30 protein-coding genes and 2 pseudogenes are annotated in these 23,244 nt (G+C 70.5%); 18 read left to right on the top strand and 14 right to left on the bottom strand.

Translation table 11 applies throughout. The features are described 5' to 3' along the window. The first annotated feature begins 74 nt into the window (after positions 1–74). Both OVA15_RS00845 and OVA15_RS00850 read left to right on the top strand, forming a co-directional pair. Positions 75–887 carry an LLM class flavin-dependent oxidoreductase gene (locus tag OVA15_RS00845; RefSeq protein WP_268142465.1) on the top strand — a complete coding sequence of 271 codons (813 nt, stop codon included), beginning with the start codon at positions 75–77 and terminating at the stop codon, positions 885–887. A gap of 65 nt (positions 888–952) precedes the next feature. Beyond that, positions 953–1,135: a hypothetical protein gene (locus tag OVA15_RS00850; protein ID WP_268142467.1), complete on the top strand. Its 183-nt coding sequence runs from the start codon at positions 953–955 to the stop codon at positions 1,133–1,135. Positions 1,136–1,169: 34 nt separating this feature from the next. Here the strand turns inward: OVA15_RS00850 and OVA15_RS00855 are convergent, their stop codons facing one another. From OVA15_RS00855 to OVA15_RS00880, 6 genes are all read right to left on the bottom strand, one after another. After that, positions 1,170–1,805 (bottom strand): methylated-DNA--[protein]-cysteine S-methyltransferase, encoded by a 636-nt coding sequence (locus OVA15_RS00855; RefSeq protein ID WP_053447003.1) that lies wholly within the window; start codon positions 1,803–1,805, stop codon positions 1,170–1,172. After that, on the bottom strand, positions 1,802–2,299 hold the full coding sequence (locus tag OVA15_RS00860) for an RNA polymerase sigma factor (protein WP_053447004.1): 498 nt from the start codon (positions 2,297–2,299) through the stop codon (positions 1,802–1,804). Before OVA15_RS00860 ends, OVA15_RS00855 begins: the two co-directional genes overlap by 4 nt. 281 nt (positions 2,300–2,580) lie before the next feature. After that, positions 2,581–2,886 carry a hypothetical protein gene (locus tag OVA15_RS00865; protein WP_053447005.1) on the bottom strand — a complete coding sequence of 102 codons (306 nt, stop codon included), beginning with the start codon at positions 2,884–2,886 and terminating at the stop codon, positions 2,581–2,583. Positions 2,887–3,009: 123 nt separating this feature from the next. Continuing rightward, complete coding sequence (locus OVA15_RS00870) at positions 3,010–4,038, bottom strand: hypothetical protein (protein ID WP_268142471.1); 1,029 nt, start codon at positions 4,036–4,038, stop codon at positions 3,010–3,012. Then, positions 4,035–4,394 (bottom strand): PadR family transcriptional regulator, encoded by a 360-nt coding sequence (locus tag OVA15_RS00875; protein ID WP_024290992.1) that lies wholly within the window; start codon positions 4,392–4,394, stop codon positions 4,035–4,037. The genes OVA15_RS00870 and OVA15_RS00875 overlap by 4 nt, the downstream gene beginning before the upstream one ends. A 106-nt stretch (positions 4,395–4,500) precedes the next feature. Continuing rightward, the gene (locus tag OVA15_RS00880) at positions 4,501–5,172 is read right to left on the bottom strand and encodes a LysE family translocator (RefSeq protein WP_053447007.1); all 672 of its coding nucleotides are present in this window, start codon (positions 5,170–5,172) and stop codon (positions 4,501–4,503) included. Between the two features lie 116 nt (positions 5,173–5,288). On the opposite strand from OVA15_RS00880, the gene OVA15_RS00885 reads away from it, so the two are divergent. Next, positions 5,289–5,735, top strand: coding sequence for an Lrp/AsnC family transcriptional regulator (locus OVA15_RS00885; RefSeq protein ID WP_024290990.1), 447 nt, complete (start codon positions 5,289–5,291; stop codon positions 5,733–5,735). 70 nt (positions 5,736–5,805) lie between these two features. On the opposite strand, the gene OVA15_RS00890 is transcribed toward OVA15_RS00885, so the two are convergent. After that, the gene (locus tag OVA15_RS00890; RefSeq protein WP_053447008.1) at positions 5,806–6,270 is read right to left on the bottom strand and encodes a hypothetical protein; all 465 of its coding nucleotides are present in this window, start codon (positions 6,268–6,270) and stop codon (positions 5,806–5,808) included. 5 nt (positions 6,271–6,275) lie between these two features. Then, entirely contained in the window at positions 6,276–6,515 is a 240-nt protein-coding gene (locus OVA15_RS00895; protein WP_006215424.1) for a PspC domain-containing protein, read from the bottom strand. Positions 6,516–6,703: 188 nt separating this feature from the next. Here OVA15_RS00895 and OVA15_RS00905 point away from each other — a divergent pair, with 188 nt between their 5' ends. Both OVA15_RS00905 and OVA15_RS00910 read left to right on the top strand, forming a co-directional pair. Beyond that, entirely contained in the window at positions 6,704–6,940 is a 237-nt protein-coding gene (locus OVA15_RS00905) for a hypothetical protein (protein WP_162138730.1), read from the top strand. A gap of 100 nt (positions 6,941–7,040) precedes the next feature. Continuing rightward, positions 7,041–7,988, top strand: coding sequence for an alpha/beta fold hydrolase (locus OVA15_RS00910; protein WP_268142474.1), 948 nt, complete (start codon positions 7,041–7,043; stop codon positions 7,986–7,988). A 96-nt stretch (positions 7,989–8,084) separates the two neighbouring features. On the opposite strand, the pseudogene hchA reads toward OVA15_RS00910, so the two are convergent. Then, a pseudogene (hchA, locus tag OVA15_RS00915) lies at positions 8,085–8,858 on the bottom strand (glyoxalase III HchA); the annotation flags it as partial. A gap of 249 nt (positions 8,859–9,107) precedes the next feature. Between hchA and OVA15_RS00920 the strand changes: the two are divergent. From OVA15_RS00920 to OVA15_RS00970, 11 genes and pseudogenes are all read left to right on the top strand, one after another. Further along, positions 9,108–9,485, top strand: a complete 378-nt coding sequence (locus OVA15_RS00920; RefSeq protein ID WP_268142476.1) for a helix-turn-helix domain-containing protein — start codon at positions 9,108–9,110, stop codon at positions 9,483–9,485. After that, on the top strand, positions 9,486–9,650 hold the full coding sequence (locus tag OVA15_RS00925) for a HEPN domain-containing protein (protein ID WP_006215418.1): 165 nt from the start codon (positions 9,486–9,488) through the stop codon (positions 9,648–9,650). A gap of 1 nt (position 9,651) precedes the next feature. Beyond that, a pseudogene (locus tag OVA15_RS00930) lies at positions 9,652–9,936 on the top strand (VOC family protein); the annotation flags it as partial. 115 nt (positions 9,937–10,051) lie between these two features. Next, positions 10,052–10,183, top strand: coding sequence for a hypothetical protein (locus tag OVA15_RS00935; RefSeq protein ID WP_006215416.1), 132 nt, complete (start codon positions 10,052–10,054; stop codon positions 10,181–10,183). Positions 10,184–10,420: 237 nt separating this feature from the next. After that, complete coding sequence (locus OVA15_RS00940) at positions 10,421–10,609, top strand: hypothetical protein (protein WP_268142478.1); 189 nt, start codon at positions 10,421–10,423, stop codon at positions 10,607–10,609. Positions 10,610–10,702: 93 nt separating this feature from the next. Next, complete coding sequence (locus tag OVA15_RS00945) at positions 10,703–12,100, top strand: sugar porter family MFS transporter (RefSeq protein WP_268142480.1); 1,398 nt, start codon at positions 10,703–10,705, stop codon at positions 12,098–12,100. A 41-nt stretch (positions 12,101–12,141) separates the two neighbouring features. Continuing rightward, a complete protein-coding gene (locus tag OVA15_RS00950) occupies positions 12,142–12,840 on the top strand; it encodes an FUSC family protein (protein WP_268142482.1) in 699 nt (232 codons plus the stop codon). A gap of 2 nt (positions 12,841–12,842) precedes the next feature. Then, positions 12,843–13,265, top strand: coding sequence for a hypothetical protein (locus tag OVA15_RS00955; RefSeq protein ID WP_268142484.1), 423 nt, complete (start codon positions 12,843–12,845; stop codon positions 13,263–13,265). Next, positions 13,262–14,074: an NAD-dependent epimerase/dehydratase family protein gene (locus OVA15_RS00960; protein ID WP_268142486.1), complete on the top strand. Its 813-nt coding sequence runs from the start codon at positions 13,262–13,264 to the stop codon at positions 14,072–14,074. The genes OVA15_RS00955 and OVA15_RS00960 overlap by 4 nt, the downstream gene beginning before the upstream one ends. Positions 14,075–14,077: 3 nt before the next feature. Continuing rightward, entirely contained in the window at positions 14,078–14,950 is an 873-nt protein-coding gene (locus tag OVA15_RS00965; RefSeq protein ID WP_006215412.1) for a hypothetical protein, read from the top strand. Next, positions 14,947–16,122, top strand: coding sequence for a winged helix-turn-helix domain-containing protein (locus tag OVA15_RS00970; RefSeq protein ID WP_268142488.1), 1,176 nt, complete (start codon positions 14,947–14,949; stop codon positions 16,120–16,122). Before OVA15_RS00965 ends, OVA15_RS00970 begins: the two co-directional genes overlap by 4 nt. A 35-nt stretch (positions 16,123–16,157) precedes the next feature. On the opposite strand, the gene OVA15_RS00975 is transcribed toward OVA15_RS00970, so the two are convergent. Then, positions 16,158–16,283 (bottom strand): hypothetical protein, encoded by a 126-nt coding sequence (locus tag OVA15_RS00975; protein ID WP_268142490.1) that lies wholly within the window; start codon positions 16,281–16,283, stop codon positions 16,158–16,160. Next, positions 16,271–16,633 carry a MarR family winged helix-turn-helix transcriptional regulator gene (locus OVA15_RS00980; RefSeq protein WP_268142492.1) on the bottom strand — a complete coding sequence of 121 codons (363 nt, stop codon included), beginning with the start codon at positions 16,631–16,633 and terminating at the stop codon, positions 16,271–16,273. The genes OVA15_RS00975 and OVA15_RS00980 overlap by 13 nt, the downstream gene beginning before the upstream one ends. 102 nt (positions 16,634–16,735) lie before the next feature. On the opposite strand from OVA15_RS00980, the gene OVA15_RS00985 reads away from it, so the two are divergent. Next, positions 16,736–17,998 (top strand): MFS transporter, encoded by a 1,263-nt coding sequence (locus OVA15_RS00985; protein ID WP_268142494.1) that lies wholly within the window; start codon positions 16,736–16,738, stop codon positions 17,996–17,998. A 110-nt stretch (positions 17,999–18,108) separates the two neighbouring features. On the opposite strand, the gene OVA15_RS00990 is transcribed toward OVA15_RS00985, so the two are convergent. Both OVA15_RS00990 and tdh read right to left on the bottom strand, forming a co-directional pair. Then, positions 18,109–19,296: a glycine C-acetyltransferase gene (locus OVA15_RS00990; protein WP_268142496.1), complete on the bottom strand. Its 1,188-nt coding sequence runs from the start codon at positions 19,294–19,296 to the stop codon at positions 18,109–18,111. A 56-nt stretch (positions 19,297–19,352) separates the two neighbouring features. Beyond that, on the bottom strand, positions 19,353–20,390 hold the full coding sequence (tdh, locus tag OVA15_RS00995; RefSeq protein ID WP_268142498.1) for an L-threonine 3-dehydrogenase: 1,038 nt from the start codon (positions 20,388–20,390) through the stop codon (positions 19,353–19,355). A 335-nt stretch (positions 20,391–20,725) separates the two neighbouring features. Between tdh and OVA15_RS01000 the strand changes: the two genes are divergently transcribed. Further along, a complete protein-coding gene (locus OVA15_RS01000) occupies positions 20,726–21,157 on the top strand; it encodes a hypothetical protein (RefSeq protein ID WP_268142500.1) in 432 nt (143 codons plus the stop codon). On the opposite strand, the gene OVA15_RS01005 is transcribed toward OVA15_RS01000, so the two are convergent. Further along, on the bottom strand, positions 21,151–23,163 hold the full coding sequence (locus tag OVA15_RS01005) for an acetoacetate--CoA ligase (RefSeq protein WP_268142502.1): 2,013 nt from the start codon (positions 23,161–23,163) through the stop codon (positions 21,151–21,153). The genes OVA15_RS01000 and OVA15_RS01005 overlap by 7 nt on opposite strands. Positions 23,164–23,244: the final 81 nt, after the last annotated feature.

Raw genomic sequence — 23,244 nt, forward strand, 5'->3', positions numbered from 1 at the left:
CCTCGTTCGTCTTCCTCAGCGCTACCAGTTCGACCATGCAACCAAGCTTACGGAACGAGTGTCACAACCGCGACATGCTCTACGAGAACCCCCTCTATCTGGCCGAGGAGCTGGGGGCGCTGGATCTGCTCAGCGATCAGCGCCTGGCCATCGGCATCAGCCGCGGATCGCCCGAGCCGGCGCTGCGCGGCTGGGAGGCCTTCGGCTACACCGGTTCCACCGACCCGCGCGGTGCAGATATCGCCCGCCCCAAGTTCGATCAGCTGATGGCGGCCGTGCGAGGGGAGACGATGGTCGACGCCGATCCCGCCCAGCACGGACGGGGCATGCGGCTGCGCGTCGAGCCGCATTCGCCGGGTCTGGACGAGCGGATCTGGTGGGGCGCCGGCAGCCGTGAGACGGCCGAGTGGGCCGGGCGCGAGGGCGTGAACCTCATGAGCTCGACCCTGCTCACCGAGGCCACCGGCGCCGCATTCGCCGATCTGCAGGCCGAGCAGCTGCAGCAGTACCGGGAGGCGTGGAAGGCCGCAGGCCACAGCCGGACTCCGCGCACGAGCGTGAGCCGCAGCATCTTCCCGATCGTCACCGCCGAGGACCAGGCGCTGTACGGGCAGCTGCAGCGCGAGGGCCAGGACCAGATCGGCATCATCGACGGCTTCCGCAGCACCTTCGGCAAGTCCTACGTCGGCGAGCCGGACCGGCTGGTCGAGCAGCTCAAGGCCGACGCCGCCGTCATGGAGTCGGACACCCTGATGCTCACGATCCCCGCCCACATGGGTCCGGAGCTGAACCTCAACCTGCTGGGCAGCTTCGCCGAGCACGTCGCCCCGGAGCTCGGCTGGGAGCCGAACGCCCAGGGCCCGGTCACCGGGTACCCGATCGGCTGACCGGTCCCCGGCCGCACCCGTCGTTGACGCCGCCGATGCTCGAGGCCCTGGCCAGGGCGAATGACGTGCCGGATGAGAGCCTCATCGAGCTCTACAGACTGGCTGTGTCGGAGGGGGCTGAGAAGTTCCCGGTCGTAGGCGCTCAGGCGCCGTTCTGGGGCATCGAGTCTGTGGATGTCCGAGTGCTCCAGGACCAGGACGCCGCGCTGGTCCGAGAGGTCGAGGAGGGGCGGACTCGTCCGGAGTGAAGTCTGCGTCGCGGAGGGGTGCCCGTTGAAGCGCTCAGGCAGCCTTCTCCAACGAGAGCAGCGCCGTCTTGGCCTCCAGTCCGCCGATGTATCCGCCCAGGCCGCCGTCGGAGCGCAGCACGCGGTGGCAGGGCAGCACGACCGGCAGCGGGTTGGTCGCGCACGCCGTGCCGACCGCGCGGACCGCCCGGGGGCTGCCGACGAGCTCGGCGATCTCCTTGTAGGACCGGGTGCGCCCGTAGTCGATGCCCAGCAGGCTGGTCTGGACGCTGCGGCGGAACCCCGAGGACAGGGCGAAGTCCAGCGGCACGTCGAAGCTGTGCCGGCGGCCCGCGAAGTACTCGTCGAGCTCCACCGCCGCAGCATCCAGGCGGTGCGGCGCCTCCAGCACCCGCGGACTGATCCGCTGCGCGAGCGACTCCAGCACGGCGTCGAAGCCCTCGCGCTCGAAGGCCACACGCACCAGCCCCGTCTCGGTCGCTGCCAGCAGCAGCGGACCCACGGGGGTCTCCAGGGTGCGATAGGCGACGTCGACCAGCCCCCGCTCGCCGGCCTGCGCCGACAGGCGCGATCGCAGATCCGCCACCGCAGAGGACTCGATCGAAAACAGCGTGTCCCGCTCGGTCGCGAGGTCGTCGCCGGGGCAGGGCGTCGGGGTCTTCTCGGTCATCGGGAGGCTCCTCTCGTGGGGTGGTCCGCGCCCATGCCGTGACGCAGGTTCTTGAGGCCGTCGGAGACCGCTCGGCGCACCGCTTCTGCGCTGCCGCCGATGATCCGTGCGGTCTCAGCATGAGGAAGGCCGCCGAGGTAGTGATAGGCGATCGCCAGGCGCTGCCGCTGCGGCAGTGCGGCCACGGCCGTCCACACCTCGCGCCCGTCGTCGCCGGGCAGCTCCTGTGAGGCGCCTCGCTCGGGGAGCGCGTCGGTGGGGATCGCCTGCCGCCCGCGGACCCGGGTGATGTCGATCGCCTTGCGGTGGGCCACGCGCACCAGCCAGGCCTCCACGTTCGTGTCCTGGGGCAGCTCGGGCCATGCCTGCAGCGCGGCCAGGAACGTCTCGGACCAGGCGTCGTCGGAGTCGGGGCCGGGCCCGAGCACGGCCCGGCAGACCCGCAGCACGGTCTCGCCGTGCCGCTGGACTGCTTGATCGAAGGGCTGATTCATCGTCATCGCCCTGAAGACGCGCGGGATGGGTGAGATGTGAGGTCCGGAGCGAGAAGATTCTGCGAACGCCCGTGCGCGGTCAGAGCCATGTGCCCCCGGTGGGGCGCCACTGCTCGATCACGCGCTCGGCATCCAGCGGGTCTGGCCTGTCGAGGTGGGAGAAGCGCACAGCGAAGATCGTCATGAAGGCAGTCAAGCAGATCTGCGGCGGTCCCCATCGGGACTCTGCGCGGCCTCGCGAAGCGGCCGGGCCAGCAGCTATGGAGACGAGGAGCGTCACCTCAGTCCAGGTCGGTCCCCGTGAGCTGGACCGCCTCGTCCCACAGCCGCCGCGCCAGCTGCGGATCGGCGGCCTCGGGGGAGCGAGCCAGCAGGGTCGGGGCGCCGCGCTGCGCCTTGAGCGCCCAGCCGGGGTGGGCCAGCATCACGGGGATCCCGCGCGGGGCGAGCCGGCGGTTGAGCTCCGGGCCCCACAGCATGTCGGCGAGCTTGGAGCGCCCGTAGGCCCGGAAGGGTCGCCAGCCGTGGGTCTTCGTCATGCGCTCGGACTGATCGGGCAGGTCCAGAGGAGCCAGACGATCCTTCATGGGCTCAGTATGGCGGTGATCCAGTGCCCACCGGGCCTGTGCCGACTTTGCTCGCCACAGCATCGCGATCCAACGGAGAATCTCGTCATAACGGGCCTGATCATCGGCGCCGGCGGGAAGGAATCAGCTCAGCTTGCGCGCCCTGCGCCACTCCAGCGCGGCGATGACCACGACCAGCAGCAGCCACAGCTCGTACCGAAGCACATGCTCACCCTCGATCAGCTCCATCACCGTGACCAGCAGCACCAGCCCAGCAACGCCGGTCGTCATCCAGGCCCGGCGTCGAGCCGCCACTGCCCGATTCGGCGCGAACCGCTGCGCGTAGGCCTCCGCCGCCCCGAACTCCTCGGCAGGCGAGGTGCCGGCCTCCTGGGCATGGGATCGCGCCTCGGCCAGGATCTCCTTCACCCGCGAATCCGTGAGGTCCCCGCGGCTGCGCAGTGCAGCGCCCAGGGCGTCGTACCAGGAGGCGTCGTCGTGAGGCGCTGCGGTCCTGGCGGGCCGCGCGGGCCAGGCCAGTGCGGTGGCCCAGGCGAGCAGCGCATAGGCGACGACCGCGCCCAGGAAGCCCAGCATGGCCGTGCCGGGAAGCGTCACGGGATTGCCGAGCGCGAAGACGCCCACGCTCAGCGTGATGCCGGGAAGCGCTGCGGCCACCGCGGCCAGGACTCCGGCGGTGTGCGATCGAGCCGCCGTCACCGCGGTGTGGACGGCTGCGATCGTCCGCGACGTCAGCGCCAGAGCAAGCGGTGCCAGCAGGAAGGACAGCTTCAGGGGGTCGGCCCAGGACCAGGTGATCAGCTCGTAGAGCAGGAACAGGCCGGCGTAGAAGCTCGCGATGATCAGCGTCTCGACCGCAAAGTTGCGCGGGCTGGTCGTCGGCGGCGCCTTCAGGGCCATGCCCTGCTCGCGCCAGGCCGCCTCCTGCCCACGCGCCCAGGTCAGCGGGTCGCCGAAGAGCTCCTGCGCAGGCTCCTGTGCCGCGGCCACCTGCTCGGCGACCTCGTCGAGGGCCTCGACGATGCGACGCTCCAGCACCTCCTCCATCAGCAGCCGACCACCTGCGGTCAGCGCCCAGTCCTGATCCTCCTCAGCACCGCGGGCGGTGCCCACTCTGTCGACGGCGGCCTGGAAATCGCTCTGCGCGGTCATCGTGCGTCCTCCTGAGAGTGAGCTGCGGGAGAAGAGGGCTCGAGCGCTGCGACCAGGCGATGCCAGTCGTCGCGCTCCCGGGACAGGCGCTCTCGTCCGACGTCGGTGAGGCGGTAGGTGCGCCGCCCGGGGCCGCTGTCGCCCTGGGACCACGACGCCGCTATGGCGCCCTGCTGCTCGAGGCTGTTCAGCAGCGGATAGAGCGAGCCGCCCTTGGGGCGGCCGAGCCCGCGTTCGGCGAGCCGTTCGGCGATCGCATATCCATGCAGCGGCTCCTCGGCCAGCACCGCCAGCAGGGCGGTGCCCATGGCGGCGCGCACCCAGGGGGTCGGCCACAGTGGATCGGCGTCTGTCATGTATCTAAGTATGATCCGTACCTAGAGAGGTGTCGAGTGCGACGGCGGCATGGAGATGACGTCGCTCGTTGATGCGTCCTGCCGACGGGGCCCCGCAGTCGGCCGCTCAGCGCACTCCGCTCAGCAGATGGGCGAACTGCTCGCCGGCCAGCCAGAGACCCATGAGGATCATGGCCGCGCCCGTGATGCGGGTGACGATATCGGCGGGGCCGTCGCGTCCGGCCAGCAGCCTCTGAGATGCCGCGGCGAGACCGACATAGAAGATCGCGCCCAGGCCGGTCCATGTCAGTCCGAGCGCTCCGAGCTGAACCCACAGGGGCCATGCCGCGGTCGTCGAGACGAACTGGGGGAGGAAGGCGACGAACAGGACCAGCGACTTGGCATTGAGCGTGCTCACGGCGACGCCCTGGCGCAGGACCTTCCGGCCCGGGGCGGCGGCCGTCACCGGCGCGCTGGGGACGATCTCGAGCGCACCCGTCGAGGCATCGGGTGCGGCCGGGCGCGGCGCGCGCAGGATGCGGATCCCCAGGAAGGCCAGGTACCCCGCTCCGGCCAGGGTCACCGTGATCAGCGCTGCGGGAACGGCGGCGATGAGCGGGCCCAGTCCGGTGGCTACCACGAGGGAGAGGATCACGTAGCCGATCGTCAGCCCGGCGACCGGAGGGACGATCCGGGGCTGGCGTGCACCGGTGGCGAGCATGAAGGCCCAGTCCGGTCCGGGAAGCAGCAGCAGCGCTCCCGTCGCGGCGATGAAAGCGAGCCACAGTCCCATATCCATTGCGGCCTCCTCGGGCGGCGTCGGTCGTCGTTGACGAGGGACAGCGTAGGAAGAAGTCCGCGACAGCCGATGCCAAATTCAGCCCGGACGAACCGCTGAAATGGCAAGATCCTGCTATGGATTCCGTGGATCGCGCCATCATCGACCAGCTGCAGGCGAATGCGAGCCTGACCAACACCGAGCTGGCGGATCGGGTGGGGCTCACGCCGTCGCCCTGCCTGCGCCGGGTGCGCCGTCTGGAGGAGGGGGGCGTGATCCTGGGATATCACGCGCGGATCTCGCCCGAGGCGCTCGGACGGCAGTTCCAGGTCTACGTCGAATTCGAGCTCGCCGACCAGCGCCAGTCCACGATCGAGCAGTTCGAGGTCGCACTCGTGGCCTATGACGAGGTCATCGAGGCCCGGCGGATGTTCGGCGCCCCGGATATCGAGGCGCTCGTCGCGGTGGCGGACCTGCCCAGCTTCGAGCGCTTCAGCACCGAGCATCTCAGCGCCCTGCCGGGGCTGGGGCGGATGCAGTCGCGCTTCGCCATGAAGGTCATCAAGGAGCGGCACCCGGCCTGATGCGGGCTCGCGATCGATGCCGGAGGCCGCGCGGCGGCCGCCCGTGATGTCCTGTGTCTCGAGGGGCGCCTCAGTTGGCGCTGACCGCCTCAGGGCGACGAGCCGCCACTCGGAGCAGGCCGGCCAGCGCCAGGGCGGCGATGCCAGCACCCCACAGCGAAGCCCCGGCAGCCGGCTCCGCCACGACCATGCCGCCGGTGGGTCGGCCCTGGGCGTCCATGCCGTCCCAGAGCGCAAACGGCGCGGTGTCGATCATGTGCCAGAGGACGACGCCCCACACCGCCGCGACGATCAGCGCCGCAAGGGCCCACCGGCGCGAGCGGCCGATCCAGGCACTGAGCGCGCACAGGATCACGGCCGCACCGAGCGCGGCGAACAGCGGCCAGTCCGCCTTCAGCCCGCTCTCGGTGCCGCCTAAGGCGGTCTGGATCATGGAGATGCCGTCCTTGTCCCGTGAATCGAGGACGGGCGTGGTGAGGCTCAGGACCCACAGTGCGGCGCTGAGCAGCGATAGCACTCGCGAGGCCAGGACCACGGTCGTCAGCCTCGAAGAGCCCGCTCAAGCGGGATGCTGCCGTCCTGCCAAGGGGTCAGCACCCACACGAGCGCGTAGGCGCCCACGCCCAGCACAGGCAGCAGGAAGGAGGCGAGCAGCAGCGCGCGGACCACCCACACGTTGATCCCGAGCCGCGCGGCGATCGCGCCGCCGATGCCTCCGGCGAGCCGCTGCGGTCCGCGTCGGAAGCCGAGGCCGCGCACTGAATCGAAGATCGTGTTCATGGAGCCAACGCTACTCGGCGCGTGGCGACGTACGGCATGCGTCAGCGGACCGAGCTCGCCAGGGGCTGATTCGGTCTGGCGAGCCTCAGCCCTGGGACCGTCCAGGGAGGTGCGCCTGCTCGCCGTCGTGATCGAAGATCGTGAGGATCTCCGCCGGCCCGCGGTGGGCTTCGAGCGCGTGCGGGGTCATGGTGGAGAACTCCGCGGCCTGTCCCGGGGAGACGCCCTTCGGGCGGCAGATCCCCACGAACCCGCAGGGGATGACACCGATCCCGGGGATCTGGAGCGCAGGCAACGCCAGCCAGCCCATGACCATGGTGGTCTCGGCCGCCGCAGCCGGACTCATGGCAGGCGCGGGGGTCCACGGCGAGCTGGCCATGACCGATCTGGCCCGTGCGGTGGACGGCGGCAGCGCCCGGCAGTGAACTGCGGGGCGGCTGCATTCCACCGGAACTGTCAGGACGCGCCGAATTATGCTGAGGCTCCCAGCGCCGACCGGCGGCGCATCCAGCGCAGGGGACACCCATGGCACTGCAGGAGATCGAGTTCGCGTCGGCCAATGGTCGCGACACCATCCAGGCATGGCTGCACACGCCGATCGCCGAGCCCAAGGCGATCGTGCAGATCGTCCACGGCCTCGGCGAGCACTCGCGGCGCTACCTCCACCTCATCAGCGCGCTGCTGGACGAGGGGTTCGCGGTGGCGGCGGGCGATCACAGCGGGCATGGTCGCACGGCGATGCGGTCCGGGATATGGGCAGATGCCGGCGACGACGCCGCCCGTGTGGTCGTCGACGACGAGCTGGCGCTGCTGGCCAGGGTGCGGCAGGAGCTGCCCGGGGTCCCGGTGGTCGTGTTCGGGCACAGCTGGGGCTCGATGATCGCCCGCGTCCTGGCCGCGCAGCCGGATGTCGAGCTGGCCGGATTGGCCTTGGGCGGCATCGCGGCGCAGATGCGCGGCATCGAGTCGACGGTCGACCGGGACATGCTCGCCCGCCTCTCCGCCGGAGAGGGCCGTGCCGAGCCGGCGCCGGATCTTCTGGTGGGACAGCTCTTCGACGGCTTCCTGGCCCGCTTCGGCCAGGACGCGGGACCCACGGCCTGGGTGGCCCTGGACGCCGACGTGGTGGCCGACCACGGCCGCGACCCCTTCAACAACTTCGGGGCGCCCTTGAGCGCACGGTTCCTCAAGGGGTTCGTGGACCTCTACGACCAGGCGAACGACGACTCCTTCTACGCCGCTCTGCCCGTGGATCTGCCGGTGCTGATCCTGGCGGGGGAGCAGGATCCTGTCGCCAACTTCGGCGAAGGCGCGTTCCACGTGGCCAATCGACTGCGGGACAGCGGCCATGACGACGTCCGCACCCGCGTCTTCCCCGAAGTCCGCCACGAGGTGCACGACGAGCCGCTGACTCGCGCCGACGCCGAAGAGGAGATCCTCGGCTTCATCGCCCGAGTCACCGCGCGGAGCTGAAGGGCCGGGGGCTTCATGGCCGAGCCCGCTCCGGAAGAGGCTCCGGGGCGGGCTCGGTGCAGGAGCTGCGATGGTGTGCCGACTCCAGGGGACGGCTCAGTCGCCGAACGACTCCAACAGCGCGAGCGCGGACTCCTTGCCGAGCTGGTTCGCGGCCAGAGGGCTGTCGCCGGTCAGCAGATTGCCGTCGCGGGTGGTCGCTCCGGACATGTCGTCGTTGACGATCTCGAAACCGGCGGCGGTGAGCTGCTCGCCCAGGTTCCACGGCATCTGCCCGGGGAGGTAGCCGATCTCGATGTTCGCCCCCAGGTCCAGGGAATCCGGGAAGGCGGTGATGCGGCGACCCGCGAAGGGGTTCTTCTCGCGGTCGACGCCCGCGGCCAGCAGGGCGGCGGGGCCGTGGCACAGGGTGATGATGAGCCGGTCCTGCTCCATGAAGAAGTCCAGTGCCGACCGCAGCTCGCGGCTGTCGGGCAGGCCCGTCATGGCGCCGTGGCCGCCGGGGATGAAGATCGCGGCGTAGTCGTCGAGCCCGTCGGCGATGACGTCGGCGAGCGCGCGCGGGGTCTTGAAGGACTCCTGGGTGGCCTCCCAGGTGCTGGCCACAGCCTGGTCCTGCGACGGGTAGGCCCACCACTCCAACTTGCCGGGCCCGCCCGTGAGCGTGGCGACGTCGATGCCGTAGCCGGCCTGGGCCATGTGGTGCAGCGGCAGCAGGGTCTCGACGGGGTGATTGCCGGTGGAGAAGAACGTCCCGTTGCGCATGCGCATGTAGCGCTCGTGGGCGGCGATCACCAGGACCTTCCAGCGGCCGCCGCGGTACTGCTCCTCGGTGGCCAGTCCGTCGAAGTCCGTGGTGGGAGCGGTGTACTGGGAAAGTGACTACGGAGACGGGAAGAAGGCCCCGTCCTCCGCTGGGTCCTGCGTGGGCGTGCGGTCCTGCGTGGTCTCGGTCATCGGATTCCCTTCACGAGTTTCGTCGGTGCAGTGCATCGCTGCGCACGCTACAGGCCTGCTCTGACGTCGCAGTGAGATCTCGAGCGCACCCCTGGCCATTTCAATGACAGGAATAAATCTTCCTGTTCCGCGAAGACTCTTCCTCCGCAGCTCACGCCGTTCGTGCGATCGGACGCCGTGGGCGCGATCCTCGCCGAGATGCTGGGCCACCCCGAGCGAGAAGTCTCCCTGGCCGAGCTCGGTCGACGCACCGGGGTCAGCCCAGCGGTCGTGCATCGGGAGATCCAGCAACTGATCGACGTCGGCGTCCTGCAGGATCGCCAGGAGGGGCGCAATCGACTGGTGCGTGCTGAGCGGGATCATCCGCTGCATGCACCCATGCGAGAGATCGTTCAACCCACCTATGGGCCGGGGCCGGTGCTCCGCGCGGCCTACGACGCCGCGCGCAAGGCGCTGGCAGCCGTGCTGGCTCACCACGGTCTGCGCGCTCGACCGGTGGGCGGGGCGCACGTGAACACCGGCGCGGCCGCCGCTGCTTAGGTGTCCGACGATGCCCTGGCGGAGTTCGACTGGATGCGACAGGTCCGCAACAGCACCGAGTACCCCGATATCTCTCGGCCGCCCGCCACGAAGCAGGACGTCGAGGAGGCCATCGAGGCTGCCTCGGCGATCGTGGCGGCATGCCCAGCCGCTGTGGATGTGTGAGCGGACCGCCGTGCTGTCCACTCCCGACGGACGCGGCGTCCTGGAGCTGTTCGAGTACATCCACCCGCCTGCCAGCCCCATGCCGCCGACCCAGCCGAACGACCTGGGCATGCACCGGGTCGCCTTCCAGGTCGACGATCTCGACGCCGCCCTGGAGAAGGCGGCCGCCCACGGCTGCCACCCGATGCGCGGAGTGGCGGACTACCAGGGCGTCTACCGCCTGACGTACCTGCGCGGGCCCAGCGGCATCGTGGTGATGCTCGCCCAGGACATGCGCGGCGACTGAGGGTCTCCCGCCCGTCGGACGGGGTCCGTAGGCTGAGCCGGACCACGCGGTCCGGCTACCACGGCACCTGCCGCTGATTCCGCGCCGGACCGACGACGCGCAGGAGGAAAACACCATGCTGAACTGGCTGTTCAAGGCACGACGGATGCGCGGCGACGCCCGCGCGGCCCAGCGCGGCCCCGAGGCCCTCGGCAAGCGGATGGGCCGCCGCGGCGCCCACCGGCTGCTGAGCCGGCTGCTGCGCTGAGCCCCGCGCCATGCGGGCCGCCTGATCATAGGCTGGTCTCCACCAGCGTCCTGCTGTCCTTGTGCCGGCGCAGACGGCTTCCCGCCACCATGCGATTGATCGACGAGCGGCTCACGATGCCCACGGGGCGCGGTTCCTCGCCGTGCCGGAGGCGCTGAGCGCGCCGTAGACGCCGGCGGCCAGCGAGGTCCCGACGCAGCCCGCGATCTGGAAGCTCGTGGAGACGACCGTGACGCCGTGCTCACGGTCTCCATCGTGCTCTCAGGCCTGCACGGAATCGACGGAGCTGCGCTGTCGGTGCCGAGCATCGTCAGCGCCTCGGGGGTGCACCCCATCGAGCGGACTCCGTTCGATGACGGCGAGCTCGAGCGCCTGCACGCCTCCGGCGACGCCCTCCACCGGGCCGCCGCAGGACTGCGCGGCTGAGATCCGGCTCACCTCGGGCGCGCGGGGGATCCGGAGCGTGGATACGGTGAAGGACAGCACCCTTCCTTCCCCCCCCTGTCAGCGAGGTTCCCCGTGCCTTCTTCTGCGCCCGCCCAGGCGAGGCCCGCCGCCCGTCATCAGACCGCCTTCATCGCCGTGCTCGCGGTCGGCGCGGTGATCGGCGGCTTCCTGTTCGGCTTCGACATGTCGACCATGAACTCGGCGATCAACGGCATCGCGCCGTCGCTGGAGCTCAGCTCGTTCCAGACGGGGCTGATCACCTCGATCGCGATGATCGGGGCGGCTGCGGGTGCCTGGTTCTCGGGCGATGTCTCCGAGCGGATAGGGCGCACCCCGGTCATGACCCTGGCCGGCACCCTGATGCTCGTGGGCTCGGTTCTCACGCAGCTCGCCGACGGCTTCTGGCTGATCCTCGTCTTCCGCATCTGCACAGGCCTGGGCATCGGCGCCGCCAGCGCAGTGGTCCCGGCCTATGTCAGCGAGGTCTCCCCGCCGCGCATCCGCGGCACCATGGGCACTTTCTGGCAGATGGCGATCGTGCTCGGTCAGTTCCTGGGCCTGGTCTCCGGGTACCTGTTCGCCCGGGCCGCAGGCTCCGAATCGGCCCAGCTGTGGGGCATGGAGGCCTGGCGCTGGATGTTCGCCGTCGTCGCCGTCCTGGCGCTGTCCTACGTGCTGATCTCGCTGCGCCTGCCGCAGTCCCCGCCCGATGCAGTGCGCCTGGGCGATCACGACTCGGCCCGCGCCTTCATCGAGCGCGCCGGCGGCGAGGACGCCGAGGGCCGCTTCGAGCGCATCCGCGAGAAGCTCGCGGACCGATCCGAGAGCCCGTCGCTGAAGGATCTGCGCGGCAGCCGGCTGGGGCTCCAGGGCATCGTGTGGGCCGGGATCCTGCTGGCCGCCTTCCAGCAGCTCGTGGGCATCAACGTCGTGAAGATGTACTCCAACACCATCTGGCAGTCGGTGGGCGTGCCCGTCGACGCCTCCTTCCAGGTCAGTATGCTCACCGCCGGGCTGAGCATCGCGGCCACGGTCGTGGCGATCCTGATCATGGACCGCGTCCCACGCCGGAGCATGCTGATCGTCGGCGGCGCGTTCATGGTCGCCTCCATGGCCGCGATGGCCATCGCCTTCGCCCAGGGCGGCGGCGCCGAGGGCGCTCTGCCTCGCGGGGCTGCGCTCACCGCCCTGATCGGCATGAACGGCTTCGCGATCTCCTTCGGCATCACCTGGGGGCCGGTCATGTGGCTCATGCTCGGCGAGCTGTTCGACTCGGACCTCCGCACCATCGCCGTGGCCGTGTGCACCGCCGTGAACTGGCTGATGAACTGGCTGATCACGCTGACCTTCCCCGTCCTGGCGGGGATCGGCCTGGATCTGGCCTACGGTCTGTACACGGCCTTCGCACTGCTGGGCGTGTGCTTCGTGTGGAAGTCCCTGCCCGAGACCAAGGGCAGGGCGATGGCCTGAGGCCGCTGGCGCAGGGCGCCGAGGAGGACGGGTGAGGTGCGGTGAGCTGGAGAGCTGAGGTGCGCGATCGGCTGCGCGAGGACGGGTGGACCATCCTGCAGCTGGCCGCCGCCGCGCTGATCGCCTTCCTGCTCGCCCGCTGGCTCGGGGGCCACTCGGAGCCGTTCTTCGCCCCGATCGCCGCGGTCGTGTCTCTGAACACGGATCTGGGCGAGCGCGGCCTCAACGCCCTGAAGCTGCTGCTGGGCGTCGTGCTCGGGATCGTGGTGGGGGAGCTGACCTTGCTGGTCGTCTCCGATCTGGCGCTCGCGCTGGGCATCGCTGTCCTCGTGTCGCTGAGCATCTCCACACTGGCCGGCGGCTCCCGGCTGCTCGTGGCCCAGGCAGCGGCCTCCGCCGTGCTGACCGTGTCGATCTCCGACGGCAGCGCCGGCCCTGAGCGGCTGATCGACGCCCTGATCGGGGCGGGAGTCGCGCTCGTGTTCACGCAGCTGCTGTTCACCCCGGATCCGCTCAAGCTGCTGCGAGCCGCGGAGTCTGAGGCCCTGTCGTCAGTTGGCTCCGGTCTGCGCCGGGCCGCCGAGGCCCTGGCGGGCGACGACGAGGCCGCGGCCGTCGACGCGCTCGCGGGCCTGCGCGAGACGCGCGACGACCTGGCCGATGTGGCCTCGGCGCGCGAGCGCAGCCAGCGCGTGGCCCGGCACTCGCTGACCCGCCGCTCCGGGAGGCGCCCCTGGTAGCCATGACCGAGAACGCCGGTCATCTGGACCTGCTGGGCGATGACGCCATCATGGCCGTGCGCCTGGCGATCGCCGCGGACCCGTCGTCCCGGGTGGCCCATGGCGCCTCCCTGAAGCGCTTCGCGGGACTGATCGAGCGCCTGGCCGAGGACCCCGCGAGCCGCAGCGCCCGCCAGGGCGTCGTCGACGACTTCCCGGCCGCGCTGTCCGAGCTGTGCCCCGCTCGGCAGTGCGATCCCACCGTGCGGATGATCCGCCTCCTGGCCCTGGACGCGATGCTCTACGCGGGGGTGGAGCCCTCGGCGGCGCAGGCCGTGATCGACGGCGCCTCCGACGAGCCGTCGGTGGAGCGCGACCAGGATCCGAGCACGACCCTGCTGCGGCGCGTGCGCCGATCCATGCGCCGGGGGAGGATGGGGCCATGACCACGCCATCAGAGTCCTCCGCCCCGAACCGCCGCCTCCTGATCACGGGTGCCACCGGCGGGATCGGGCTGCTGCTGGCCGAGCGGCTCAACGAGCAGGGCCCCGGCTACGAGATCATCCAGCACGGGCGCACGCCCAGGAACGAGGAGCAGGAGCGCGTGCTGCGCCCAGCGCAGATCACCGACCTGGACGAGATGCTGGCCCTGATGGACGGCGTGGACACCGTGGTGCACCTGGCGGGGGCATCGGCCCCGCAGGCCGAGTGGGACGACGTCCTGGACGCCAACATCGTGGGCACCCGCAGCGTGCTGGAAGCGGCCCGGCAGGCCGGGGTGCGTCGCGTGGTCTATGCGTCGTCCAATCACGCCTTCGGCATGTGGGATCGGAACGAGCAGTGGCCCGTGCTGCCCACCACGCTGCCTCGACCGGACTCGCTCTACGGGGTCTCCAAGGTCTTCGGCGAGGCGCTGGGCAGTTACTACCACGATGAGTTCGGCCTCGAGTTCATCGCCCTGCGCATCGGCTGGTACGCCCAGGATCCGCTGGAGGCCGACGACGAGCTGCTGCACGCCATGTGGCTCTCGCCCGACGACTGCGTCCAGGTGGTGCGCTGCGCGATCGAGGCGGATCGCAGCTTCGGGGCGTACTACGCGATCTCCGAGAACCCCAACCGGCGCTGGGACATCACGAACACCATGGTCGAGCTCGGCTACCGGCCGCAGGACTCCTGGACCCGCTTCACCGGCAGGTCCGAGGACGTGGTCGAAGGCGGAGCACCCGTCCGCGACACCTGGCCGTCGGGGTCCTGAGCGATGGGCGGATCTCAGCCCGGCCGGCTCAAGGCCATCCTGCTGCTCGTCATCTCCCTGCTGTTTGTGGCGGCCGGTGTCTTCGTCCTGCTCTTCGGTCCCGTGATGCTCGGCCTGGTCGTGATCGCCTTCTTCGGCGGTTGCGCGCTGATCGGGCTGACGCAGCTGCTGGGCGCTGATCACCCCGCCACCCCGATCCTCATGGGGGTGGGATCCATCGGCATGGGCCTGGGGTGCCTGGCGATGCTGGCCGGCGGGCTGAGCGGTGGGCCGAGCGACGCGGGGGACTGGGTGATGGTCGCGATCATGCTGATCGGTGCCCTGTTCTTCGGGGTCGGGGGAGTGCTGCTGATCCTGCTGCCCCTGCTTCGCCGCCGACGTTCGGTTCGACCGCAGGTGCCCTCTCCGGTGCTGCCCCTGGCAGAGGTCGAGGCGCGCCTGGAGGGGCGGCTCGCCCAGCTCGGCGGTGCGGGCGGAGGCTTCGGCGGCGGGGTCGGGGCCGGGATCCCCGGTGTCGTCGGAGGCCGCTCGGGAGGTGCGTTCGGTGCGCAGGTCGGCACCCGCCACCTCACGCACCTGGACGGGGCGCGGGCCCAGCTGCCGGTGGCGCTGGATCAGGACCTGGTCCAGCACGTGCTGCGGGAGGTCTTCGGCGGTCGAGCCGAGTGGGGATGGGCCCCGGACCGACCGGTCGTGCTCATGACCGGCATGGTCGGTTCGGGTGCGGCGGGGATGAATCCCTGCGTCCTGCAGGTCGTGTGGTCGCAGCATGGCCTCGAAGCCACGGCCCATGCCCGGGAGGGGCTGATCGGGCAGCGCACGTGCGCCAAGACCCTGGAGAAGCTGGAGTCCGCGCTGAACCAGGGGCCCCGATGACCGAGCTGACTCCTGCGGCAGCCCGCCGCATCGCCCTGGCCGCCCAGGGCTTCCTGGACCAGCGCCCGGCTCCGGGCGCTGTCACGGCGCGGCACCTGAACCGGGTGATCGATCGCGTGGGCGTGGTCCAGGTGGATTCGGTCAACGTGCTCACCCGCTCCCACTACCTGCCGTTCTTCTCCCGGCTCGGCCCGTACGACCGCGCACGGCTGGACCGGCTGCGCGACCGCTCGCCCCGGCGCCTCGTGGAGTACTGGGCGCACGAGGCCAGTCTGATCCCGCTGCAGACCTGGCCGCTGCTGGCCTTCCGCCGCGACCGCGCTCGTGACGAGGCCTGGGGCGGCATCCGCCGGATCGCCCGGGAGCAGCCCGAGCTCGTGGAGCGGGTGCTCGCCGTGGTGACATCCCATGGGCCCCTGACCGCCCGGCAGTGCGACGCGCTCGTGGAGCATCAGGTCCCCGGCCGCGGCGACGGCTGGGGCTGGAACTGGTCGGCGGTCAAGACCGCGCTGGAGTTCCTGTTCTGGTCCGGGCAGATCATCAGCAGCGGGCGCAACCAGCAGTTCGAGCGCACCTACGTCCTGCCCGAGCGGATCCTTCCTCCCGAGCCGCTCGAGCGCTCGCGGCAGATGGACGCTCATGAGGCCCATGTGGAGCTGATCCGCATCGCCGCCCGCGCCCACGGGGTGGCGAGCCTGCGCAGCCTGCGGGACTACTTCCGGCTGCGGGCCGACGAGTCCCGCGCGGCCGTCGTCGATCTGGTGACGGCCGGTGAGCTGGAGGAGGTGACGGTCCGCGGCCTGGGCCCGGCGTACCTGCATGCCGAGGCCCGACGGCCGCGCAGAGCCCATGTGGAGGCTCTGGTCAGCCCGTTCGACTCGCTGGTGTGGCAGCGCGAGCGCACCGAGGCGCTGTTCGGCATGCGCTTCCGCCTGGAGATCTACACGCCCGCAGCTCAGCGGCTGCACGGCTACTACGTCCTGCCGTTCGTCTACGGGGACACGCTGGTCGCCCGCGCGGACCTGAAGGCCGACCGCGCGGCGGATGCCCTGCGCGTGCAGCGCCTGACCTGGGAGCCGGACGCACCGGCTGCGGCGCGTCCGGCGCTTGTGGCACAGCTGCGCTCGATGGCCGGCTGGCTGGAGCTCACCGACGTCGTCGCTGCCGACTAGCGCGCTCGGCCGACGTCGCGTCCGAGCCGGACAGCTCAGTCGAGCCCGGGCCGCGGCCAGGGCTGTGCCCGGATGGCCTCGACCGATTCGTTGAAGCGGCGCATCAGGCGGGTCAGCTGCTCGACGTCCTCGTCCGCCCACTCGGCCGTCACGGCGGCCACGGAGTCGGTGCGGCCGCGGAAGTCCTCGCGGAGCCGGTTCGCGCCCTCGGGGAGGGGCGGTGCTTGCGGGCCGAGCCGCCGTCGGGGTCCTCGACCCGCTCGATCAGCCCGGACTTCATGGCTGCGGCGACCTGGCGGTGCACCGTGGAGACGTCCAGGTCGAAGGCCTCGGCGAGCTCGCCCACGGACATCGGCCCGGAGGCCTGGAGGCGCGCCAGCAGCACGGCCGCGCTGCGCTCCAGGGTCTCCGGGCGCAGACGCGGGGCCGAGCCCTGCAGGGCATGCCGGGACATCAGCATGTGCTCGTACATCAGCGCCTTCAGCGTCCGGCTGCCGCTCTTCTCGGCCATGCGGTGCCCCTTCTCACGGCGTGCTCTCGACGAGAGTGATTGTATCGTGCACACTCAGTGCTAGATTTGCATCATACAAACCTCGATCCCAGGAGATGACCCTTGTCCGCCGCCACCGGTGAGATCCCGCGCATCGACCACCCGAGCGCTCAGCCCCTGATCACCCCGGCCTTCGTGCTGGCCTGGCTGGTCAACTTCTCGCAGTACCTCGTCTTCTACCTGCTGGTCACCACCATGGCGCTGTACGCCGTGCGCGAGTTCGCCGCCGACGACGCCGCCAGCGGCTTCGCCTCGAGCTCCTTCGTGGTGGGGGCGACCGTCGCGCGACTGGTCACCGGCTTCATCGTCGATCGGCTGGGGCGCCGTCGCGTAATGCTCGCGGCCCTTGCAGTGACGATCCTGGCCTGCGCTCTCTACCTCCCGACCGCCTCGCTGCCCCTGCTGATCGCGGTGCGCATCCTGCACGGATTCGCCTACGCCTTCGCCTCCACGGCGGTGATGGCCATCGTGCAGTCGGTGATCCCCGCAGCCCGTCGCGCCGAGGGCACCGGCTTCTTCGCCTTGGGCACCACGCTGGCCACGGCCGTGGGGCCGGCGCTGGGGCTCTTCCTGGTCGGGGCGTACAGCTACGGGATGCTGTTCGCCGTCGCGCTGGGGGCCACCGCCATCGGACTGGTGCTCTCGCTGTTCCTGCGCCGCCCCGCCGAGGGCACTGCAGCGCGCACGGACGAGGAGGCCGAGGAGAACGACGAGGCCGTCGCCGCGCGGAAGGCCGAGTTCTCGCTCTCGGAGATCCTGCATCCGGCCGTCGTGCCGATCGGGCTGGTCATGGTGCTGATCGGACTGAGCTATGCCGGGGTGATCACCTACCTGAACGCCTATGCCGTGGAGCGCGATGTCGCCACCGGCGCCGGACTGTTCTTCGTGGCCTACGCCCTGGCCATGCTCGTGATGCGCTTCGTGCTGGGTCGCGTCCAGGACCAGCGCGGGGACAACATCGTCGTGTGGTTCGGCATCGTGTGCTTCGTCCTGGCGCTGGTCGTGCTGTCCGCGGCCCAGCAGGACTGGCAGGTGGTCGTGGCCGGTGCGCTCACTGGCCTGGGCTACGGCACGCTGATGCCGGCCGCCCAGGCCATCGCCGTGAGCGCCGTGCCTGCCGACAAGCTCGGCACCGGGATCTCCACGCTGCTGCTGCTGGCCGATGTGGGGATCGGGCTGGGCCCGGTGCTGCTGGGCGCCATCCTCTCGGCGACCGGCTACGGCCCCATGTACGCGGGGCTGGCGGTCGTGGTGGTCGTGGCCGGCGTCTTCTACCACGCAGTGCACGGCCGGCATCAGGCGGCCCGACGCCGGCAGGTGGCCTGAGCACGACGACGAGATCCCTGTCGCGACAGCGACAGGCGGACCCGACGAGCTCGAGCTCGTCGGGTCCGCCTGTCAATGCGCTCTGATGCGGGCCGCTGCGCGCGGAGGCCTCAGGCCACGGCGTCGCGCGCGTCGATGAAGGCCTGCACGCAATCCCGGACGTCGCGCTCCGAGTGCGATGCGGACAGCTGCACGCGGATCCGCGCCTTGCCCCGCGGCACGACCGGGAAGCTGAAGGCGATCACGTAGACGCCGGCCTCGAGCATGCGATCGGCGATCTGGGCCGCCTGGCGGGCGCCGTCGTCGCCGGGGAACATGACCGGGCGGATCGGGTGGGTTCCGGGCAGGACGTCGAAGCCGGCCTCGCGCATCAGCGAGTCGAACAGCTCGGTGTTGGCCTGCAGCGTGCGCCGCTTGTCCGCCGAGGACTCGATCAGCTCGAGCGCGGCCAGGGAGCCCGCGACGACCGCCGGGGCCACCGAGTTCGAGAACAGGTAGGGGCGCGAGCGCTGCCGCAGCAGGTCCACGATCTCCTGATGGGCGGCCACATAGCCGCCGGATGCTCCGCCCAGGGCCTTGCCGAGCGTGCCGGTGAGGATGTCCACGCGATCCATCACGTCGAACAGCTCCGGGGTGCCGCGCCCGCCGTCGCCGATGAAGCCGACCGCGTGCGAGTCGTCCACGAAGACCAGGGCGCCGAACTCCTCGGCCAGGTCGCAGATCTCATCCAGCGGGGCGTAGGAGCCGTCCATGGAGAAGACGCCGTCGGTCACGATGACCTTCCGGCGCGCATCGGCCGCCGTCTCGAGCTGGGCGCGCAGATCCGCCATGTCCGCGTTCCTGTAGCGGAAGCGCTGGGCCTTCGACAGCCGCACCCCGTCGATGATCGAGGCGTGGTTCAGCTCATCGGAGATGATCGCGTCCTCGGCGCCGAAGAGCACCTCGAAGACGCCGCCGTTGGCGTCGAAGCACGACGAGTAGAGGATCGTGTCCTCGGTGCCCAGGAACTCGGAGAGCTTGTCCTCGAGCTGGATGTGCAGGTTCTGCGTGCCGCAGATGAAGCGGACCGAGGCCATGCCGAAGCCCCAGTCGTCCAGGGCGGTCTTGGCGGCGCCGATGATCTGCGGATCATCGGCCAGGCCCAGGTAGTTGTTGGCGCAGAAGTTCAGCGCCTCGGACTTCAGGGTCGTGATGTGGGCGGACTGCGGGGAGGTCAGCTCGCGCTCGTCCTTGTGGAGCCCGGAGTCCCGGATCTCCTGCAGCGTGGCGCTCAGCTCCTCCTTGAGGGTGCCGTACATGGTGATTCCTTCGGGGTCGGTGGTGGGGTGTCGTCGTCGGTGAGGGGCGGGTGCGGTCAGGACCAGTCCAGGATGACCTTGCCGCACTGGCCGGAGCGGGCGGCCTCGAAGGCGTCCTGCCACTGCTCGGCGGGGAAGCGGTGCGTGATGACCTGCGAGACGGCCGAGCGGAAGCGCTCCGAGGTGGCGATCATCTGCGACATCGCATACCAGGTGTCGAACATCTCGCGTCCGTAGATGCCCTTGAGCGTGATCATGTGGGTGATGACCTTGCCCCAGTCCAGGTCGTAGGACTGATGCGGCAGCCCCAGCAGGGCGATGCGGCCGCCGTGGTTCATGTTGCTGATCATGTCCGAGACAGCGGGCCCGGCTCCGGACATCTCCATGCCGATGTCGAAGCCCTCCTTCATGCCGAGCATGTCCTGCGCGTCGGCGAGGGACTGCCGCGTCACGTTGATCGTGACGTCCGCTCCGGCATTGCGGGCGAGCTCCAGGCGGTAGTCGCTGGCATCCGAGACCACCACATAGCGCGCCCCGGCATGACGGGCGATCGCCGCGGCCATCACGCCGATCGGCCCGGCGCCGGTGATCACGACGTCCTCGCCCACCATGGGCCACTGCAGCGCGGTGTGCGTGGCATTGCCCAGGGGATCGAAGATCGCGCCCAGGTCCGGATCCAGCTGCGGCGGGTGAACCCACGCGTTCATGGCCGCCAGGACGACGTAGTCGGCGAAGGCGCCGTCGCGGTTCACGCCGAGGCCCTCGATCGCGATGCACACGTGACGGTGCCCGGCCCGGCAGTTGCGGCAGGTCCCGCACACGATGTGCCCCTCGCCGGAGGCGCGGTCGCCGACGGCGACGCTCGTGACCTTCTCGCCGACCGCGACGACCTCGCCGTAGAACTCGTGGCCGATGACCAGCGGCGGCTTCACGGTGGCCTGCGCCCAGTCATCCCAGCCGGCCAGGTGCAGGTCGGTGCCGCAGAGTCCTGCCCGCAGCACGCGGATCTTGACCTCCTCCGGGCCGCACTCGGGCTCGGGGCGATCGACGAGCTCCAGGCCCGGGCCTGCCGTCAGCTTGGTCAGTGCGCGCATGGCATCCGCCTTTCCCGGCGGCTGATCCCGTGGACTGGACGAGCCGCCTGTGCCGGCGCGGTGGCACCGGGTCGTAGGAGCGCCGGCCCGGGTGGGGGCCGAGGCGGTGGTATGGAGCCTAGAGGCTCGAGTGGATATGACCCCGCTCACAGGGCAGAGGGCGGCGAGCCGAGCGCAGATGTCGTCCGGCATTCCAGACGCCGCTGATCCGAGGGGGCTTGTGGGCCGTGATGTGGCGGAGGGCAGTGCACCTGGGGAAGGCGCCGGAGGGTGGTCCGACCGCAGCCTCAATCGACTGGGCAAATGCATTTACATCGATTGGTGAGCTGAGTCACATGACCGAAGGAACGACCGCGACCGGAGGGGTCCTCACCCGGCGCACGGTGGCCGCTGCGGAGCTGTGGTCCGTGCGCGTGGCCTCGTCCATCACCTCCGGATCGGCCGCTGGAAATGTCGATGGGAGCATGGTCATGAGCCCCAGTCGGAGAGGTTCGTCCAATAGGAACTTCGTGCCCTCTGCCGCTGGCGCCCAGCAGGCCGTGGGCACTCAGGGCAAGTCGCACGGCCAGGGCTCGGGGTTCACCGTCCCGGCCGGCACGACGCAGTCGACGAACGCGGGCGGCTATGTGCCGGTCACCGTCACGAACCTCTCGAGCAGTAGCCTGAGCCCCACGTACAGCAACCCCGGGACGGTGACATCCGGGGGAGGGAGTCAGATGTACAACACGCAGTACATCGCCCTCGGCGACGTGCGGATCTGCTACTGACGGTCAGAGCTGCTGGGCCTGCTCCGGGCTGCGAACTGCGCGGCCTGCTCCACGTACCACTCGAGGGCCTCGGGGTCCGCGGCCGCCGTGCGATTGACCTCGCGCGGGTCCCCGCCCTGGAGCACCTTCTTGATGGGGATCTCCATGAGCTTGCCCGTGCGCGTCAGAGGCACCGCCGGGGCGGCGATGATGGCGTCGGGAACGTAGCGCGGGGAGAGCCGGGTGCGGATGGCCTGCGTGATGGCCTGGCGCAGGGCGTCGTCCACGTCCGTGCCCTCCTGCGGGACCACGTAGAGGGGCATCCAGTACCCGCCATCGGGCAGCTCCGCGCCGATCACCATGGACTCCTGCACGCCAGGCACCGAGTTCACCACGAAGGTGACGTCCGCCGAGCCCATGCGGATTCCGCCGCGGTTGATCGTGGCATCCGAGCGGCCGTGGATCTCCCAGCCGCCGTCGGGCACGTCCGTGGCCCAGTCGCCCTGGCGCCACAGTCCCGGGAAGGCCGCGAAGTAGGCGTCACGGCGCTTGGCGCCGTCCGGATCGTCCCAGAAGGACACGGGCATGCACGGCAGGGGCTGGGCGATCACGAGCTCCCCGACCTCGCCGTGCAGCGGGCGGCCCGCGGGATCCACGGCGCGGGCGTCCACGCCGAGATACGGGGCCTGCAGCTCGCCGACGTACTCGGGGTCCAGGGGGTTGGAGCCGAGGATCCCGGAGCAGACGTCGGTGCCGCCGGAATCCGAGCCCACGTGGACGTCGTCGCGGATCTCCCGGTGGATCCAGCGCCAGGTGTCGCGGGGCAGGGGAGAGCCCGTGGAGAGCACGCTGCGCAGGCTCGAGAGGTCGAAGCGCTCGCGGGGTGAGAGCCCCGACTTCTGCACCATGGTCAGCAGCGCGGCTCCGGTGCCGAAGAACTCGGTGCGCTCGCGCGCGGCCATCTCGAAATGGACCGCCCCGCCGTCGTGGGCGGGGGAGCCGTCGTAGGTCACGGCGGTGACGCCGCGCATCAGCAGCCCCACCAGCATGTTCCAGACCATCCAGGTGGTCGAGACCGCGAAGTAGCCGCGCTCGCCTGGGCGGACGTCGTACTGCAGGGCATTGGCCTTGAGGGACTCCAGCACCATCCCGCCGTGGGAGTGCACGATGCCCTTGGGGCGTCCGGTGGTCCCGGAGGAGTAGAGGATCCACAGTGGGTGGGAGAACTCGACGAGCTCGAACTCGGGCTCCTGCGGCTGCTCCAGGAGCTCGGAGAGGCGCCGGCTGGGCACGCCGATCTCCGGCATGTCCAGGGGATCCTCGGCGGTGTCCACCAGGACGTGGTGCTCCACCGTGGGCAGCGTCTCCAGGATCTGCGGCAGTGAGGCCAGCAGGTCCCGCTGCTTCCCGCCGAACTCGATCCGGTCGGTGCTCAGCAGCACCCTGGGCCGGATCTGCTCGAAGCGGTCCTGGATGCCCTGGGGGCCGAAGTCCGTGTTGACCACCGACCACACCGCTCCGATGGCCGCGGTGGCCAGCAGCGCCACCATGGTCTGCGGGGTGTTGGGCAGCACGGCGCACACCGTGTCCCCGGGACGCACACCGATCTGACGCAGATGCTGGGCCAGCGCCCCGACCTGACCGGCCAGCTGGGACCAGGTCACCGAGGTGCGCGGCGCGGTCTCGTGGTAGGCCACGATCGCCTCGTCGTCGGGGCGCTGCTGAGCCCAGCGCAGCATGTTCTGCGCGTAGTTCAGCCGGGCGTCGGGGAACCAGCGCGTGTCCTCGATCGTCTCGCCGGTGCGCACGGGGCCATCGCCGCGCTCGCCGATGACCTGGAAGTGCTCCCAGAGCGCATCCCAGAAATCGTCCACGTGCTCGATGCTCCAGGCATGCACCGAGGCGTAGTCGTCGGTGCGCACGCCGCGGCTGTCGGCAAGCCAGCGCTGGAAGCCGCGCAGCTGCGAGGCCCCCGCGCGCTCGGCCGACGGCTCCCAGATCTTCTCGCGATCTGCGGGCTGGGACATGATGGACCTCCTGAGCGGACGGGGAGACGTCCGCCATCCTAGGTGATGCCCGTCACCCCCATCCCTCATGCGCAGGAGCCA

This window comes from Kocuria sp. SL71, assembly GCF_026672465.1.
GTDB classification, from domain to species: domain Bacteria; phylum Actinomycetota; class Actinomycetes; order Actinomycetales; family Micrococcaceae; genus Kocuria; species Kocuria palustris.

What these genes read in the sequence shown, in the direction of transcription:
- OVA15_RS00860 (WP_053447004.1), bottom strand. Translation starts at nt 2,299, where the DNA reads ATGAATCAGCCCTTCGATCAAGCAGTCCAGCGGCACGGCGAGACCGTG.
- tdh (WP_268142498.1), bottom strand. Translation starts at nt 20,390, where the DNA reads ATGCGCGCACTGACCAAGCTGACGGCAGGCCCGGGCCTGGAGCTCGTC.
- OVA15_RS00980 (WP_268142492.1), bottom strand. Translation starts at nt 16,633, where the DNA reads ATGGCCGAGAAGAGCGGCAGCCGGACGCTGAAGGCGCTGATGTACGAG.
- OVA15_RS00910 (WP_268142474.1), top strand. Translation starts at nt 7,041, where the DNA reads ATGGCACTGCAGGAGATCGAGTTCGCGTCGGCCAATGGTCGCGACACC.
- OVA15_RS00970 (WP_268142488.1), top strand. Translation starts at nt 14,947, where the DNA reads ATGACCGAGCTGACTCCTGCGGCAGCCCGCCGCATCGCCCTGGCCGCC.
- OVA15_RS00875 (WP_024290992.1), bottom strand. Translation starts at nt 4,394, where the DNA reads ATGACAGACGCCGATCCACTGTGGCCGACCCCCTGGGTGCGCGCCGCC.
- OVA15_RS00955 (WP_268142484.1), top strand. Translation starts at nt 12,843, where the DNA reads ATGACCGAGAACGCCGGTCATCTGGACCTGCTGGGCGATGACGCCATC.
- OVA15_RS00885 (WP_024290990.1), top strand. Translation starts at nt 5,289, where the DNA reads ATGGATTCCGTGGATCGCGCCATCATCGACCAGCTGCAGGCGAATGCG.
- OVA15_RS00965 (WP_006215412.1), top strand. Translation starts at nt 14,078, where the DNA reads ATGGGCGGATCTCAGCCCGGCCGGCTCAAGGCCATCCTGCTGCTCGTC.
- OVA15_RS00960 (WP_268142486.1), top strand. Translation starts at nt 13,262, where the DNA reads ATGACCACGCCATCAGAGTCCTCCGCCCCGAACCGCCGCCTCCTGATC.
- OVA15_RS00990 (WP_268142496.1), bottom strand. Translation starts at nt 19,296, where the DNA reads ATGTACGGCACCCTCAAGGAGGAGCTGAGCGCCACGCTGCAGGAGATC.
- OVA15_RS00845 (WP_268142465.1), top strand. Translation starts at nt 75, where the DNA reads ATGCTCTACGAGAACCCCCTCTATCTGGCCGAGGAGCTGGGGGCGCTG.
- OVA15_RS01005 (WP_268142502.1), bottom strand. Translation starts at nt 23,163, where the DNA reads ATGTCCCAGCCCGCAGATCGCGAGAAGATCTGGGAGCCGTCGGCCGAG.
- OVA15_RS01000 (WP_268142500.1), top strand. Translation starts at nt 20,726, where the DNA reads ATGACCGAAGGAACGACCGCGACCGGAGGGGTCCTCACCCGGCGCACG.
- OVA15_RS00895 (WP_006215424.1), bottom strand. Translation starts at nt 6,515, where the DNA reads ATGAACACGATCTTCGATTCAGTGCGCGGCCTCGGCTTCCGACGCGGA.
- OVA15_RS00870 (WP_268142471.1), bottom strand. Translation starts at nt 4,038, where the DNA reads ATGACCGCGCAGAGCGATTTCCAGGCCGCCGTCGACAGAGTGGGCACC.
- OVA15_RS00880 (WP_053447007.1), bottom strand. Translation starts at nt 5,172, where the DNA reads ATGGATATGGGACTGTGGCTCGCTTTCATCGCCGCGACGGGAGCGCTG.
- OVA15_RS00935 (WP_006215416.1), top strand. Translation starts at nt 10,052, where the DNA reads ATGCTGAACTGGCTGTTCAAGGCACGACGGATGCGCGGCGACGCCCGC.
- OVA15_RS00855 (WP_053447003.1), bottom strand. Translation starts at nt 1,805, where the DNA reads ATGACCGAGAAGACCCCGACGCCCTGCCCCGGCGACGACCTCGCGACC.
- OVA15_RS00865 (WP_053447005.1), bottom strand. Translation starts at nt 2,886, where the DNA reads ATGAAGGATCGTCTGGCTCCTCTGGACCTGCCCGATCAGTCCGAGCGC.
- OVA15_RS00905 (WP_162138730.1), top strand. Translation starts at nt 6,704, where the DNA reads ATGGTGGAGAACTCCGCGGCCTGTCCCGGGGAGACGCCCTTCGGGCGG.